Source organism: Methylocystis bryophila (genome assembly GCF_027925445.1).
Lineage (GTDB): Bacteria > Pseudomonadota > Alphaproteobacteria > Rhizobiales > Beijerinckiaceae > Methylocystis > Methylocystis bryophila.
Window position 1 is genome coordinate 2,449,291 of the sequence record NZ_AP027149.1, and the last position, 14,736, is coordinate 2,464,026.

The window sequence follows — 14,736 nt, forward strand, 5'->3', positions numbered from 1 at the left end:
GCGCTTGATCGACTGAAGAATGAACTATCGTCACGCCTACCACGCGGGGAATCACACCGAGTTGTTCAAGCATGCGGCGCTTGTGGCTCTTATTGAGCATCTTTGCCAGAAGCCGACGCCTTTCATGGTGCTTGATACTCATGCTGGCATCGGTATCTATGATCTTCAATCTCCTGAGGCGCTGAAGACGAAGGAAGCTCAAGCTGGAGTCCTCAGTGTAATTGATAGCGACGCGCCCTCCCTTCAGTCTTACCTCTCCATTGTGAGACAGCTGAATAAATTCGCGCCTCGCTACTATCCTGGCTCACCGGAGATTGTTCGTAGACTCCTGCGTGCGTCGGATCGGCTTATCGCGTGCGAGTTACATCCGATCGACGTAGGCCTTCTAAGGAAGAATCTGCGTGACGATCCTCGCGTCGCTATCCATCATCGCAATGGCTACGAAGCGGTGCGCGCATTTTGTCCTCCGCCAGAAAGACGCGGCCTCGTGTTTATCGACCCACCCTTTGAGCGTCTCGATGAGTTTGACTTGATGCTCAAAGCCGTAACGCAGGGGATGCGCAAATGGCCCACCGGAATTTTTGCGGCGTGGTACCCAATTAAAGGCCAAAAATTAGGAAGGGCCGCAGCCCAGAGGGTTCTATCAGAGCGCGTCAGAACCTGTTTGGTGGCGGAATTTCTCCCTTTCGCCCTGACGCCGGAATCGCTCGCGGGAAGTGGATTGGTGATATGCAACGCCCCATGGAGGTTCGAAGAGAAACTAGCGAATATTTGTGCTGAACTATTTCGCTTGGTCGGTAGCAGCGGCGGAACCTGGTCGGTAGACTCAATTGAGCTTGGCTCCTAGATCGCATGGAATGATTGCGCTAACAGCAGTTCCTCGAAGGCCTCGGCGGCGTGAATCGCCATTTCGGGGTCTCACCTCTGGACGAATAAAATCCCGGGTATCCGCCTCGTCCTCGAACTTTGCCTCAGCGACGGGAAAGGGGCGCTCTCTCGCCTTCGATTTTTGACCTTTCCACCCATGGTTTGATATTCTTCCATCCTCTAACCTAAGATTAGAGCGATCGCTAAGTCGCGCTTCCAACTGGCTCGCGCTCCGGTCGGTTGACCAACCACGTGGCTGCTTTTGTCTGTGTCGCTTAAGAAACCCCGATCGAAAAGCCGCTCTCAAGTCCGATGGCTTGAGCGTGCCTGGTTCTGCGACCCCGAGTCGGTCGTTTTTTTGGACATCGAGACAACCGGGCTGAGCCGTTATTATGATGCCCTCACCCTCGTTGGATACCAAATTGGCGGCCAATACCATGTGCACGTGGCTGGAGACGATCCAGCCGACTTGATATCGGCACTGCGTGACGCCGCGACATTGGTGACCTTCAACGGGACGCTTTTTGATATTCCATTTCTGCGGAAAACTTTTGGAGAAGTTGGATTGCCGAGAAGGCATGTCGATCTTCGCTACGCCGCGAGGCGCATCGGTCTAACCGGCGGACAAAAGGCCATCGAGCAGCAACTCGGTCTGGATCACAGGCTCGGAATCGAGGATCTCGACGGCGCTTCCGCTGTGCTATTGTGGCACGAGTATCTTCGGGGAAGCAAGGCGTCGTTGCGCAAGTTGATCGATTACAACCTAGCCGATATTCGCGGCATGTGCGGTATTCTTGATAGAATTGTCCAAGAATTTAATGACATCGATCTTTTTTTTTCAGTGCGCGCATTCTTCGAACAAGAGCCTGTTCGTCACGGTCATGCCCAACCTGGCGCAAAACTGCCCGACGCGTCCAGGCTGGGCTATCGCTCTGTGTCATTTGATACGCTTTTCGGCAATAACACAGCTGCAACTGCCACGATTGTAGGAATTGATTTGACCGGTTCAGATAAACGGCCGAGTGGAATTTGTACGCTCAAAGGATCGATTGCAGAAACCTCCATGGTCGCCACGGACGAGGAGATGATTTCTATTGTCGTGAAAGCGAACCCCGACATTGTGTCGATAGACTCACCGCTTTCGTTACCGCGCGGTCGCATTCGAGTGACCGATGACGATCCCGGCCGCACCGAGTACGGAATCATGAGGATTTGCGAGCGCACGCTAAAGCGTCGCGGCATTAATGTTTATCCCTGCCTCCTGCCGAGCATGCAGCGATTGACGGCTCGGGGAATAGCTATCGCCAGCTGTCTCCGTAAGCTTGGCTACCCTGTAATCGAGTCGTACCCCGGGGCTGCGCAGGACATCCTCGGGATTCCTCGAAAGGGGGCGGGAAAACACTTTCTACAAGCCGGTCTGGCTGGATTCGGCATTTCCGGCGTTTACCAAGGTGGCAAGGCCACACATGACGAGCTCGACGCAATAACTTCGGCGCTTGTCGGTTCGTTTTTTCTCGCTGGGCAATATGAGGCGCTTAGCGGCGAAGAGGAGGGAGCACTCATCATCCCAGACCTTAATGCAAAGCACACGGGGCGCGTCATCGGCATCAGCGGTCGAATCGCGGCGGGCAAAACCACGGCGGCGCGCATGCTCGAAGACTTGGGCTTTCGCTACGTTCGCTTCAGTCAAATCATCGACGACGTGATCGAGAAGGAGGGCGCGGTCCCTGATCGCAAATTGCGGCAGGAGACGGGGTGGCGATTGCATGTCGAGAAAGGCCAAAGCTGGCTTTGCGAACAGGTAGTTAGAAGGGTCGGAGAAGCCGATAGGATCGTGGTAGACGGACTTCGGTTTCCTGAGGACCACGCTTGGTTCCGCGAACGTTTTGCAGCGCGGTTTTTGCACCTGCATATCGAAGCGTCGACAGACCTCCGGCTGTCGCGAATTCGAGCGACCCTACCGATCTCCGACCTCGTGGAACTTGAGGCTCAGCCAACGGAGACCCAAATCGACGCCTTGAGTCGCAAGGGTTCGATGATAATTCGCAATGACGGATCGCTTGCTGCATTGCAGGAGACGCTTACAATGATTGCGACAGGATTCGATGATCGGGAGGAGCCCGAATGCCAGTCTCCGTCGTAGTTGGCGGCCAATTTGGGTCTGAGGGCAAGGGCAAGGTCGCGCTTTATATCGCTGAGCGAACGCGCGCAGCTGCTGTCGTGCGTGTTGGAGGCACGAATTCCGGACATACTGCAGCAGGGCGGGATGGTGTAACTCGCGCGCTTCGCCAACTCCCTGTGTCGGTCTTAGCTCCTAACGCGGTGGCCGTGCTGCCGGCGGGAGCGATTATCGATCCGAAAATCTTCTTCCAGGAAGTGAAAGAGCTTGGGCTCGGTCCTGACAGGGTTTACGTGAGCCCTTACGCGACGCTAATCACAGAGAGCGACAAGTGTATAGAATCTGAGAGCGGATTGGTCGAACGTGTAGGATCAACGGGGTCAGGTACCGGTGCGGCGCTGATACGACGAATGCGGCGCTGTAGTAACGATGAGCCCGTGCTTGCGTCCCAGCACCCGGAGCTAGCTGCATTTGTGAAGGACACAGACGCGTATTTCGAACATCTCTTATCCACTGGCGAGCGGATCGTAATCGAGGGTTCACAGGGCTTCGGCCTTTCGCTCTTGCACGGAGGGTTCTATCCCTATGCGACTTCTCGTGACACGACTGCCGGCGCTTTCGTGAGCGAAGCGGGTCTTAGTCCACGGGATGTTGACGACATAACCCTCGTTATGAGGGCATTCCCAATTCGAGTTGCGGGCAACTCAGGGCCACTTTTTGGCGAGACAAGCTGGGCCGCTCTCGCAGCAAAGGCAGGTCTTCCCGCCGATTTTCAAGAATTCACAACTTCGACTCGAAGAGTTCGACGTGTTGGACGGTTCGACGCCAATGTCGTCCTTTGTGCGATTAGGGCCAACAAGCCGAATAGAATTGTGCTGAACCACTTCGATTATTTTAACGCAGCAATTAGACAGGGCTTGTTTGACGAGGAATCTCGGAATCTCCTGGTCGAAAAGATCGAGCGGCCGATCTGCCGTCAAGTGGATTGGATAGGTACCGCCCCCGCGTCACTCTTGGATCGGATTGAAGCGTTTCCCAAAAACCAAGCGGCGCGCTCATCCAAAAAATATATGTAGTAGTATATCAGTCTTTCTTACATTTTGGCCCTATACCAGCTTTGCAGAGTTCCTGTTCTAGCAACCTGATGCGCGTCGCTTGTTCCTCAGCCACTTTTCTCGTCGAATCAAGATCGTGTTCAATTCTATCCAGGGATGATGTTGCAGACTTTACTGATTTATCTGTATTGTCTATCGATTCTCTTGCTGCATTCGAGATAGATGTAGAAGCGTTCACGGCGGATACGGCTTGCATAATATTCCCGTCAACCTGATGGAAAAGCTGGTGTAGCGCTATTACCATACCTACGGAGGCTAGAAGCGCTCCCAAAGCGCTTCCCAACACCCATCTCTGCGCCCACTTTCTTGCTTCTTCTGCTGCGTCTAGCGATCCTTTTGCGGCGGCTTTTGATTCTTCTGCACTCTTAATAGCAACTGCAAGGGCTGCCGGAATAGAATTCTGAATGGGAACATTCTTTCCCGCGGCCTTGTCGAGCCAGTACTTTGGAGGCTGGTTAAAGATTCGCTTTTGCGTAGGGACAAATTTCGAATTGATATTGCTATCTTCCTTGATATAAGATGTCTTGGTGAACTCTGCCCATATTAATTTGTCGCCGCCGTATATTACATAGTCGCTTGCCGTGAGATTATGAATTGGAATAACCAAATTTCCCCTATACCCCGGATCAACCAAGGGGCCTGTTCCCAGCAATAGGCCTCGGTGCACGTGTTTTATTCTTAAGTTAAATCGCATAGCGATGTAGTTTGGTAGCCGTATGATCGGCTTTATCTGGACGTACGTGATAGAGTTTGCTGGAAACACGTATGGAACAAGTGGAACTATATTCTTTTCAACGATACTCTTGTCCTCATTCCATCGTATATAGGTTCCTCCCATCTCAATTTCACATGATGCTGCCTTGAAGTTGTCTGCATTTTCTATATCATAGGGATACAGCATCCCGATTTGCTTGATATACTTTTTGACGTGCTCCGATGAGAGAAGAGCGGGGAGAATTTTATGAAAAGGGTCCTCATCTACAAACCTATCGGCTCGGGCATCGGCATCTTCGGCGTCTTTTGGAATAGCGTCAAATACACTAATTGGTGTAGAGCAATCGGAGCGACTATCAGGCATATGATGAGCTGATTTCTTGGCCTGCATCCTGAGACGCCTGCTGAAGGAAGTCCGTACTGTCAGCGCGACATCGGTGTTTTCGACGTCGCTGCCAGTAGTAGCCCGAGCTTTGGCTTCGTCACAAGACAAATCTGATGTGCGCGTGCGGGTATCGCTGCTCGCGGCGACGCGCTGCGTCTCAACGCCTGCGGGCTCGTCGTGATCAATCCGCCCTATGGATTTATCGAGGACGCGCGCGCGATCCTCGACTTCCTTGCCTCGCGCCTCGCGCCAGGGGAGGGGGCCGAGTTCACCGTCGAGCCGTTGACGGGCGAGTGAATGCGAGCGCGTCACGCGCTCGCATTTCATTGTCTGGCGCTCCGTGACACAGCGCCACGGAAGCGCGCGGCCCCCGTCGTTTCACTTCTTCTCGTAATCAGCCTTGGCGCGTTCGATTGCCGCGATGATCAGCGCGCGCGCGTCGGCCGCGTCGCCCCAACCGGCGACCTCGGCCCATTTGCCGGGCTCGAGATCCTTGTAGTGGACGAAGAAGTGCTCGATCCGACGCCAGGTCATCTCCTGCAGATCGGTGTAGTTCTGCACGTCGTTGTATCGCTGCGTGAGCCGCGAGGAGGGCACCGCCACGATCTTCTCGTCGCCGCCGGCCTCGTCGGTCATGCGCAGCACGCCGATCGGGCGCACCGAGATGACCGCCCCGGGAGCAACGGGACGCGTGTTGGCGACGAGCACGTCGCAAGGGTCTCCGTCATCGGAGAGCGTGTGCGGGATGAAGCCGTAATTCCCCGGATAGCGCATGGCTGTGTAGAGGAAGCGGTCGACGAACAGCGTGCCCGACGCTTTGTCGAGTTCGTATTTGATCGGCTCGCCGCCGAGCGGCACCTCGACGATAACATTCACTTCATGCGGGGGGTTCACGCCGATCGGGATGGCGTCGAGACGCATAACTGAGCTCCGGTGATGGTTTTCGAGTGGTCCGACGCGCCTCTGACGCGCGCAAGCGCGCGGCGCGGAACCATCGTCCGGACTTTTAGCCCGCGGCCGGATTTAACTCAAATCCCTGCGCCATCGGAGAAGGATTCGACGCGCGCCTTGGCCTGGGTGATGTTGCTTCCGGGGGGAACGCTGTGCGTGAGCCAGACGTTGCCGCCGATGGAGGATCCGCGGCCCACGGTGATTCGCCCGAGAACCGTGGCGCCGGCGTAGATCGCCACTTCGTCCTCGATGATAGGGTGACGCGGCTGGCCTTTCACGAGGGCGCCGTTTGCATCTGTTTCGAATCGCTTCGCGCCGAGCGTCACCGCCTGATAGAGACGCACGCGCTTGCCAATGCGCGCGGTCTCCCCGATCACGACGCCTGTGCCATGGTCGATGAAGAAGCTTTCGTCGATCTCGGCGCCGGGATGGATGTCGATTCCCGTCTCCGCATGCGCGAGCTCGGCGACGATTCGCGCGAGCATCGGCGCGCCGAGCAGATAAAGCTGATGCGCCAGACGATGCCGGATGACGGCCGCGACGCCGGGATAGCAGAAGATCACCTCGTCGAGGCTTCTCGCGGCCGGATCGCCGTCGAAGGCGGCCCGGACGTCGGTGTCGAGCAGCGCGCGCGTCTTCGGCAGCGTCTGCGCGAAGGCGCGCGTCATCTCTTTCGCCTTCTGCGCCAGCGCCGCGGCGTCCATCCCGTTAGCGAGCTGCAGTTCTCGGCGGATTTGCTCGCGCAGGCTCGCGAGCGCCGAGTCGAGCGTCACATTGAGAAAGCCTTCAAGGTCGGGAAGCGCGTGGGCGGGCGCGAAGTGACGCGGATAGAGCGTCGCGACCAGGTCTTCGACGATCGCTTTGATGGACGCGCGAGACGGCAGCTCGGGTGGCGGGCCGTTGGGATAGCGGCGCTGCGACAGTTTTCGCAGCGCGTTGAGGGAGCGCACGACGCCGCCCACGTCAATGGCGTCGTCTTGAAGGAATGGCGGCTCGACGTGCTTCGTCATCTTCTTCCAGTTCTTCCTGGCGCTTATTTAATAGGCCGGCGCGAGCATGGGCGCAGGGGACTTCCCCCTGCGCCCGGCCCGCCATGCCCGCACTGACCAGCCAAGCTTCGCAATGCTTCAAGGACTGCATGATCCGGCAGAACGGAGGATGGGGTTCCGGCGTGGGGAGAGGGACGCCGGAGGGTCGGACGCATCCTGCTGGCTCATGAGTCCTTGAAGCCTTGGCTACTATATCTATAAATATGATAGAGTAAATTAAAATTTTTGGGCCTATCCCAATGTTGAACATGAGATAGTAAAATCAATTGCTTGAGCGAGCCGATCTCGGTGGGCGGGCGCTTCCGCTCCGTAAGTGGCCTTGACGCGGGTTAGGGTTCGCAAATAGTTTAGTAGCATGATAGATAATATCAACAAAAGCGCGCCCCCTCCGCCGCTCCGAAGCTCACGGAGGCCTCGAGTCGAGCGGCTGGGCGCGATGGTCGCGGAGCGGCTGCAGCGGCTGATCAATCGCAAGGGTCGCAGCTACGAAAAGATCGCCGATCTTAGCGGGCTCGACGTGGCCGAGCTGCGCCGTATCGGCCATGGCGAGGAGGCTCCGACGATCGCGCATCTTTGGCGGATCGCCAATGCGCTGGGCGTGCCTTTCGGCAGCCTGATCGCCTCGAAGGAAAGCTCGGGCCTGCTCGTCATGCGCAAGATCGAAACGCCCGCCCTTCGCTCCGGCGATGGCGGCTTCGTCTCGCGCGCGCTCTATCCTTACGACTCGCAACGTCCGATCGAGTTCTATCACGTCACGATCGGCGCTTCGCATATTGAGCGCTCCGAGGCCCACCCTCCCGGAACGAAGGAGACGCTTGTCGTCGCCAGGGGCTCGATCGAGGTCATCGTCGGGAGAGAGGCGCCCGTGCAGCTCGACGAAGGCGACGCCGTGGATTTTCTAGCCGACGCGCCGCACAGCTATCGCAATCTCGGCGTCGTGCCGGCCATCGTCTATCTCGTGATGTCCTACGAGACGCTCACCGGCGGGGCGTGACGCGCGCTGAGCGAGACCTTTCGTACATCGATTTTATATGAGTTTACACTTTCGCTCGACTAATAAATATCGATATTTGACGCAAATTTCAAATATAAACCGTTGCAGCTCAGCCTAAGAGATAGTAAAGGAGGTGCGTCGACGGCTTGCGCCGCTCGAATTCGCAAAAATCTCCTGCGCAGCCGGCTTCGCAGCCGAGGCCTTCCGCGGCGTAGCCGTTTTCCATGCCCCGAGGGAAATTCATGACGTCCGAACCGGAAATCCGCCGAACCTTGAGCGAGTCAGGGGCGCGCCAGCTCGCCAACGCGACCAAGACGCGCCCGCAGTGGTCGGGCGTCACGCCGCGCTGGCTCGTCTCCTTCCTGCCCTGGGTCCCGGTCGAGGCCGGCATCTACCGCCTGAACCGTGTGGTGGAATCGGTCGCGCTCACGGACGCGGACGTGCAGTGCAGCCCGGCGCGCGATCGCGACGCTGACCTGCCAGAGACCTTCGTTCCCTATGAAGAGGCTCCGCGCGAATATTCGATGAATGCGGTGACGACCGTTCTCGATGTGCAGACGCGCGTCTCCGATCTTTACAACCACCCCTACGACCAGATTCAGGAGCAGGTGCGCCTCCTCACCGAGAAGGTGAAGGAGAAGCAGGAATCGGAGCTCATCAACAATCCGGAATACGGGTTTCTCGCCAACGCCGCGCCATCGATGAAGATCAAGACGCGCACCGGCGCGCCGCAGCCCGACGATCTCGACGAGCTTATCACCAAAGTGTGGAAGGAGCCGGCCTTCTTCCTCGCGCATCCGCGCGCCATCGCCTCTTTCGGCCGCGAATGCACGCGCCGCGGCGTGCCGCCGCCGACGGTGACGCTCTTCGGCAGCCCTTTCATCACCTGGCGCGGCATACCGCTCATCCCGAGCGACAAGCTCTATATCGACGACAACGGCAAGACCAATATTCTGCTGCTGCGCACCGGCGAGAAAAAGCAGGGCGTCATCGGCCTGTTCCAGCCGGGCGTGCCGGGCGAGGTGGCGCCGAGCCTCTCGGTGCGCTTCATGGGCATCAACCGCAAGGCGATCGCCTCCTATCTGATCTCGCTCTATTGCTCGGCCGCGGTGCTCACGCATGACGCGCTCGGCGTGCTCGAGGACGTCGATGTGGGCAAGTATCACGACTACGGCGACAAGTACAAGTGACGATCCCAGGGCGCCAATAACGGAAAGCCGATTTTCGTGAAGCGCGCGCTTTGATCTTTTCTGATCGGTCGCATTTTCCGCCTTCAGGCGTGTTCGCCTGAGGCCGTGTGACCCCGCCGGCGGCCAAGAACCGCCGGCGTCTCGACCTCGTCAAGGAACGCCCAGCATGTCATCTGCGCAGTCGATCCCGGCGTCGCCCCGCCCGCCCGCGACCGACGTTCCCTCCCATGAGACGCTGGAGCATCACGCGCCTGCGCCCGTCGATCCGCAGATGATCGCGCAGATGGCGAACGCCTTCTTCCAGCTGCAGCCGCACCAGGTTCCGCCCGCGCCCATCGTCCCGGGCGTTCCGGTCGCCGCCCCGCTCGCACCGGACGTCCCCGCGCCGTCGGTGGTCACGACCGTCGCGCCTTATGCGCCGGCGAGGGCGTCCTATGGCCCGCCGGACGTTCCGCCGACGACCATTCCTTCGGTCGTGCCGACGCCCAATGTCGCGGCGCCGGCTGCGCCGACCAGTTCGCAGCCCGGCTCGCGTCCGCTCGGCATGCCGGATCCGCCGCGTCCCGGCGCTTCTGTCGGAGCGCTGGAAGCCGAGGTTCCGGACGCCATCGATTACGCGTCGATCCCGCGACTGTTCGGAGAAGCCCTCGCGCTCGCCGCGCAGGAAGACGCCGCGCCGCAGCTCGCGCCCGCCTCGACGCCCATTCCGGGCGGCGGCACGCCACAGGGCGCAGACAATCTCTATTTTCTCCACGAGCGCTCCGCTTTCGGCGCGCCGGGGAGCCTTCCGGCTACGCAACCGGCGCCGGGGCGTTTTGAACAGCCTCCAGCGGGCTATTCGGGCGAGTCCGCAGCCGAGCCGGGGAGGCGCCCAGTCGCCCCGACGACCTATCCGAGCACCCCGTCAAGCAACCCGAATTCAGGCGCGTCGCCCGGCGAAGCCTTCGTTATTCCGACGCCGTCGCAGTCCGATCCGCATCGCCTCTCCGACGCGGCGGCGCTTGCGACTCCGCCCGCGCCGGGGCCGGGATTTGAAGGCTTCGACAGCGCGTTATCGCCCGGCGCCGCCGGGCCTGCGGCGAGCGACGCGCTCTACTTCACGACGCAGGCCGGCGGTCATCCCGGCCTCCTCGAGACGGTCCCCGCAGCGCCCAAAGAGCCGCCGCCCGGCTACTCGCCTCAGCTCACGGAGAGCGCGCCCTCGACGCGACAGCTCTTCGATCCCTATCGCGTAAAGCGCGACTTCCCCATTCTGCAGCAGCAGGTGCACGGCAAGCCGCTGGTGTGGCTCGACAACGCCGCGACGACGCAGAAGCCGCAGGCGGTGATCGACCGTCTCGCGCATTTCTACGAATATGAGAACTCCAATATTCATCGCGCCGCGCATGCGCTCGCGGCGCGCTCCACCGACGCCTATGAAGCGGCGCGCGAGAAGGCGCGGCGATTCCTGCGGGCGCCGTCGTCCAAGGACATCATCTTCGTGCGCGGCGCGACGGAGGGGATCAATCTGGTCGCGCAGGCCTGGGGACGGCGCAACGTCAGGGAGGGCGACGAGATCGTCGTCTCCTGGCTCGAGCACCACGCCAATATCGTGCCCTGGCAGCAGCTTTGCGCCGAGAAGGGCGCGCGGCTGCGCGTCGCCCCGGTCGACGACCGCGGCGAGCTGATTCTCGAGGAATATGAGAAGCTCCTCAATCCCTCGACGCGCATCGTCGCAATGACGCAAGTCTCGAACGCGCTCGGCACGGTGACGCCCGTGCGCGAGATCACCGCGATGGCGCATCGTCATGGCGCGCGCGTGTTGATCGACGGCGCGCAGTCGGTTCCGCACAAGGCCGTCGACGTGCAGGAGATCGACTGCGACTTCTTCGTCTTCTCCGGACACAAGGTGTTCGGCCCGACCGGCATCGGCGTGGTCTATGGCAAGGACGAGGTGCTGAAGGACATGCCGCCCTGGCAGGGGGGCGGCAATATGATCGCCGACGTCACCTTCGAGAAGACGATCTTCCAGGGACCGCCAGAGAGGTTCGAAGCCGGCACCGGCAATATCGCCGACGCGGTGGGGCTGGGCGCGGCGCTCGATTATGTCGAGAGCATCGGCATGGAGGCGATCGCGCGCTACGAGCATGATCTGCTGCTCTACGCGACCGAGAAGATGCTGACCGTTCCCGGCCTGACCTTCATCGGCACGGCGCCGGAAAAGGCGTCGGTGCTGTCCTTCGTCCTGCAGGGACATGAGCCTCTGGATGTCGGCAAGGCGCTCGATCGCGAGGGCATTGCCGTGCGCGCCGGCCATCATTGCGCCCAGCCGATCCTGCGCCGCTTCGGCCTCGAGGCCACCGTGCGCCCCTCGCTCGCCTTCTACAACACTTGCGCCGACGTCGATGCGCTCGTCTCGGCTCTCCGGCGACTGCAGAACGGGCGGAGCTCCGGCATTTAGCGTGGGCGTTGACCCGCAGCGTGCAACCGGCAGCCCTCGGCGTAATCACGCCTGGTGACGAGGAGGACGCTCGTGTGCTTTCTCGTTACGAAACGCCTCCGTCGCCGCCTCGCGTCTCGCCTTCTCCGCCTCCCGATCATAGAGAGGCGTCTCTAAATCCGCCTGGGGCAGATCCAAATCCATAGGCCTCACAGTTGGCCTAGTTTCCTTGGGGCTACGGGGTTCGGTGTTAGGCTGCTTGGACGTAGCCATGATGCGTTTCCTTGCTCACTAGAGCATGTCCCGGAAAAGTGCGAAGCGGTTTTCCGGTCAGGACATGCTCCAACCTTTGATTTGGCGCGATTCCTTATCGCTCGAACGATTCCGTTCGAGCGGGAAACGCGCTAGCGCCGCGCGCTCCTTTTCAGAGGCGCGAACCTTCCGATGCAGGTAGCGGCGCGAGCTTGCACGGCAATGCCGCTGCGACGATCTCCTGCGGAGGCTTCCATTCGCCGGTCAAAGGCAGGGCCGCTCGCAAGAAGACCACGGGCAGAAGTATAAATTATCAATTGACACATTTTATAAATTTAGTAGTCTAACTTCAAATTGGAGCTTTGGAGGTCGGCATGCCGCGCTGGTTTGAGGACAATTCCCTTTCGATCGGCCGCACGCCGCTGGTGCGCCTGAACCGAGTAACGGACGGCGCTCCGGCAACCGTTTTGGCGAAAATCGAGGGCCGCAATCCGGCCTATTCCGTCAAGTGCCGGATCGGCGCCGCCATGGTGCGGGACGCGGAGAAGCGCGGGCTTCTCACCCCCGGCCGCGGGATCGTCGAGCCGACCAGCGGCAATACCGGCATTGCGCTCGCCTTTGTCGCCGCCTCGCGCGGCATTCCGTTGACGCTGACCATGCCCGAGACCATGAGCCTAGAACGGCGCAAGCTCCTGCTCGCCTTCGGGGCCAATTTGATCCTCACCGAAGGCGCGAAAGGCATGGGCGGCGCCGTCGCCAAGGCCGAAGAGATCGCCGCTTCCGATCCCGGCCGCTACCTGCTGCTGCAACAGTTCAAAAACCCCGCCAATCCCGCGATCCACGAAGAGACCACGGGCCCGGAGATCTGGGACGACACCGACGGAGCCGTGGACATTTTCGTCGCCGGCGTGGGCACGGGCGGCACGATCACCGGCGTTTCACGCTTTTTCAAGAACGTTAAAGGCAAGCCCGTGCTTTCGGTCGCCGTCGAGCCTTCGGCAAGCCCTGTTCTCACTCAACAGCGCGCAGGCGAGCTGCTGAAGCCGGGCGCTCATAAGATTCAAGGCATCGGCGCCGGATTCATTCCCAGTGTTTTAGACCTGTCTCTTGTCGACCTCATCGAACAAGTCACCAATGAAGAGGCGATCCTTTTCGCGCGACGCCTGAGCAGCGAGGAAGGGATACTCTCGGGCATATCCTGCGGCGCAGCCGCCGCGGTCGCCGTGAGATTGGCCAATCGTCCAGAGAACCAAGGCAAGACTATCGTCGTGATCCTCCCCGACTCGGGCGAGCGATATTTGAGCACGGTCCTTTTTGAAGGGCTGTTCAACGCGCAGGGCTTGGCGGCGTGACTGTTTGCCTGCTCCGCGCCGACGCACTCTTTGACGAACGCGCAGCTTAGAGACGCTGTAGGGAAAGTTCATGTTCAACGTGCAGACTTACGACAATATTCCGGCCGAGCGCTTGCAGTGGGTTTCGCGGGAAAAGTTCTCGATAGGTCCAGAAGTGTCAAGGCCGGACGCGATCCTATTGCGTTCGCACGACCTGCATGACGCGCCGATACCCGCGACGCTCCTGGCGGTGGGCCGCGCCGGCTCTGGCGTCAACAACATTCCGATCGAGGCGCTTTCGAAGCGCGGGATCCCCGTTTTCAATGCGCCGGGAGCCAACGCCAACGCGGTCAAGGAACTCACGATCGCGGCGCTGTTTCTCGCCTCGCGCAACATCGTCGCCGCAGCCGGCTTCGTCCGCAGCCTGCAAGGCGACGATGCGACGGTTCAAAAGCTCGTGGAAAAAGAGAAAGGGCAATTTGGGGGCTTCGAGCTGGCGGGAAGAAAACTCGGCGTCGTGGGTTTAGGGGCCATCGGCGTCCAAGTCGCCAACACAGCAATTCAATTGGGGATGCGAGTCTACGGCTTCGACCCGCTCCTGACGGTCGAGCACGCTCTGCATCTATCGCCGTCAGTCACGAGCGTTGGCAGTCTCGACGATCTCCTGACGGAAGTGGACTTTTTGACGCTTCACATTCCTCTCGACAATGACACGAGGCGCTTGATCGACGGGCGTCGCTTGTCGAGACTGAATGATGGAGCCGTCTTGATCAACTTTTCCCGCGCCGGCGTCGTCGAGGAGGCGGCAGTCTGCGCGGCGCTGCAATCAGGAAAGCTTCACGCTTACGTCACCGATTTTGCAACTCGGACGATTCTCGATCAACCACGCGCGATCGTGCTGCCGCATCTCGGCGCGTCAACCGCAGAAGCGGAGTCCAACTGCGTCAACTCGGTTGTCGAATCCGTCGTGGATTTCTTGGAGAACGGCGAGATCCGCAACTCGGTGAACTTCCCGAAAGTCACGTTGCCGCGGAGCGGCGGAACTCGTTTGGCGATCGCGAATGAGAACGCCCCCGGCGTCGTAAGTCGAATTTCGTCCGCTTTGGCCGCAGCGGAACTGAACATCGAGAACCTGTCGAACAAATCCCGCGACGACTACGCATTTACGCTTGTTGATTTGAACGCGGACATCGGGCCCGAAACCCTCCAGCTCATTCGCTCGACGAAAGGCGTGTTGTCCGCCCGTCTGATCCCCAAGTCGGCGGGCTTCTTCGAGTGAGCCGCGAGCGCGGCGGGTCACGACGGCGAACATAATCAGTCTATAGGGAGCGCGCGCTATGCCCTCTCGAC

General features: G+C 59.8%; 12 protein-coding genes. 9 read left to right on the forward strand and 3 right to left on the reverse strand.

Features of this window, described 5'->3' with window-relative positions:
• Positions 1-19: 19 nt before the first annotated feature.
• From QMG80_RS11460 to QMG80_RS11470, 3 genes are all read left to right on the forward strand, one after another.
• The gene (locus tag QMG80_RS11460; protein WP_085772942.1) at positions 20-847 is read left to right on the forward strand and encodes a 23S rRNA (adenine(2030)-N(6))-methyltransferase RlmJ; all 828 of its coding nucleotides are present in this window, start codon (positions 20-22) and stop codon (positions 845-847) included.
• A gap of 378 nt (positions 848-1,225) precedes the next feature.
• Positions 1,226-3,010 carry a ribonuclease H-like domain-containing protein gene (locus QMG80_RS11465; protein WP_158658858.1) on the forward strand — a complete coding sequence of 595 codons (1,785 nt, stop codon included), beginning with the start codon at positions 1,226-1,228 and terminating at the stop codon, positions 3,008-3,010.
• On the forward strand, positions 2,992-4,062 hold the full coding sequence (locus tag QMG80_RS11470) for an adenylosuccinate synthetase (RefSeq protein WP_085772944.1): 1,071 nt from the start codon (positions 2,992-2,994) through the stop codon (positions 4,060-4,062). Before QMG80_RS11465 ends, QMG80_RS11470 begins: the two co-directional genes overlap by 19 nt.
• Before the next feature lie 7 nt (positions 4,063-4,069).
• Here the strand turns inward: QMG80_RS11470 and QMG80_RS11475 are convergent, their stop codons facing one another.
• Entirely contained in the window at positions 4,070-5,206 is a 1,137-nt protein-coding gene (locus QMG80_RS11475; protein WP_158658859.1) for a dCTP deaminase/dUTPase family protein, read from the reverse strand.
• Between the two features lie 123 nt (positions 5,207-5,329).
• Here QMG80_RS11475 and rlmJ point away from each other — a divergent pair, with 123 nt between their 5' ends.
• Positions 5,330-5,497, forward strand: coding sequence for a 23S rRNA (adenine(2030)-N(6))-methyltransferase RlmJ (gene rlmJ / locus QMG80_RS11480; protein WP_085772945.1), 168 nt, complete (start codon positions 5,330-5,332; stop codon positions 5,495-5,497).
• A gap of 81 nt (positions 5,498-5,578) precedes the next feature.
• Here the strand turns inward: rlmJ and ppa are convergent, their stop codons facing one another.
• Positions 5,579-6,121, reverse strand: a complete 543-nt coding sequence (gene ppa, locus QMG80_RS11485) for an inorganic diphosphatase (protein ID WP_085772946.1) — start codon at positions 6,119-6,121, stop codon at positions 5,579-5,581.
• Positions 6,122-6,228: 107 nt separating this feature from the next.
• Positions 6,229-7,161 (reverse strand): serine O-acetyltransferase EpsC, encoded by a 933-nt coding sequence (gene epsC / locus QMG80_RS11490; protein WP_085772947.1) that lies wholly within the window; start codon positions 7,159-7,161, stop codon positions 6,229-6,231.
• Between the two features lie 475 nt (positions 7,162-7,636).
• Between epsC and QMG80_RS11495 the strand changes: the two genes are divergently transcribed.
• From QMG80_RS11495 to QMG80_RS11515, 5 genes are all read left to right on the forward strand, one after another.
• A complete protein-coding gene (locus QMG80_RS11495; protein ID WP_245299980.1) occupies positions 7,637-8,194 on the forward strand; it encodes a helix-turn-helix domain-containing protein in 558 nt (185 codons plus the stop codon).
• A 242-nt stretch (positions 8,195-8,436) separates the two neighbouring features.
• Positions 8,437-9,384 (forward strand): family 2A encapsulin nanocompartment shell protein, encoded by a 948-nt coding sequence (locus tag QMG80_RS11500; protein WP_085772949.1) that lies wholly within the window; start codon positions 8,437-8,439, stop codon positions 9,382-9,384.
• A gap of 166 nt (positions 9,385-9,550) precedes the next feature.
• A complete protein-coding gene (locus QMG80_RS11505) occupies positions 9,551-11,824 on the forward strand; it encodes a family 2A encapsulin nanocompartment cargo protein cysteine desulfurase (protein ID WP_085772950.1) in 2,274 nt (757 codons plus the stop codon).
• A 605-nt stretch (positions 11,825-12,429) separates the two neighbouring features.
• Positions 12,430-13,407, forward strand: coding sequence for a cysteine synthase A (gene cysK / locus QMG80_RS11510; protein WP_085772951.1), 978 nt, complete (start codon positions 12,430-12,432; stop codon positions 13,405-13,407).
• A gap of 70 nt (positions 13,408-13,477) precedes the next feature.
• Positions 13,478-14,665, forward strand: coding sequence for a 3-phosphoglycerate dehydrogenase family protein (locus tag QMG80_RS11515; RefSeq protein WP_085772952.1), 1,188 nt, complete (start codon positions 13,478-13,480; stop codon positions 14,663-14,665).
• The last annotated feature ends 71 nt before the right edge of the window (positions 14,666-14,736 follow it).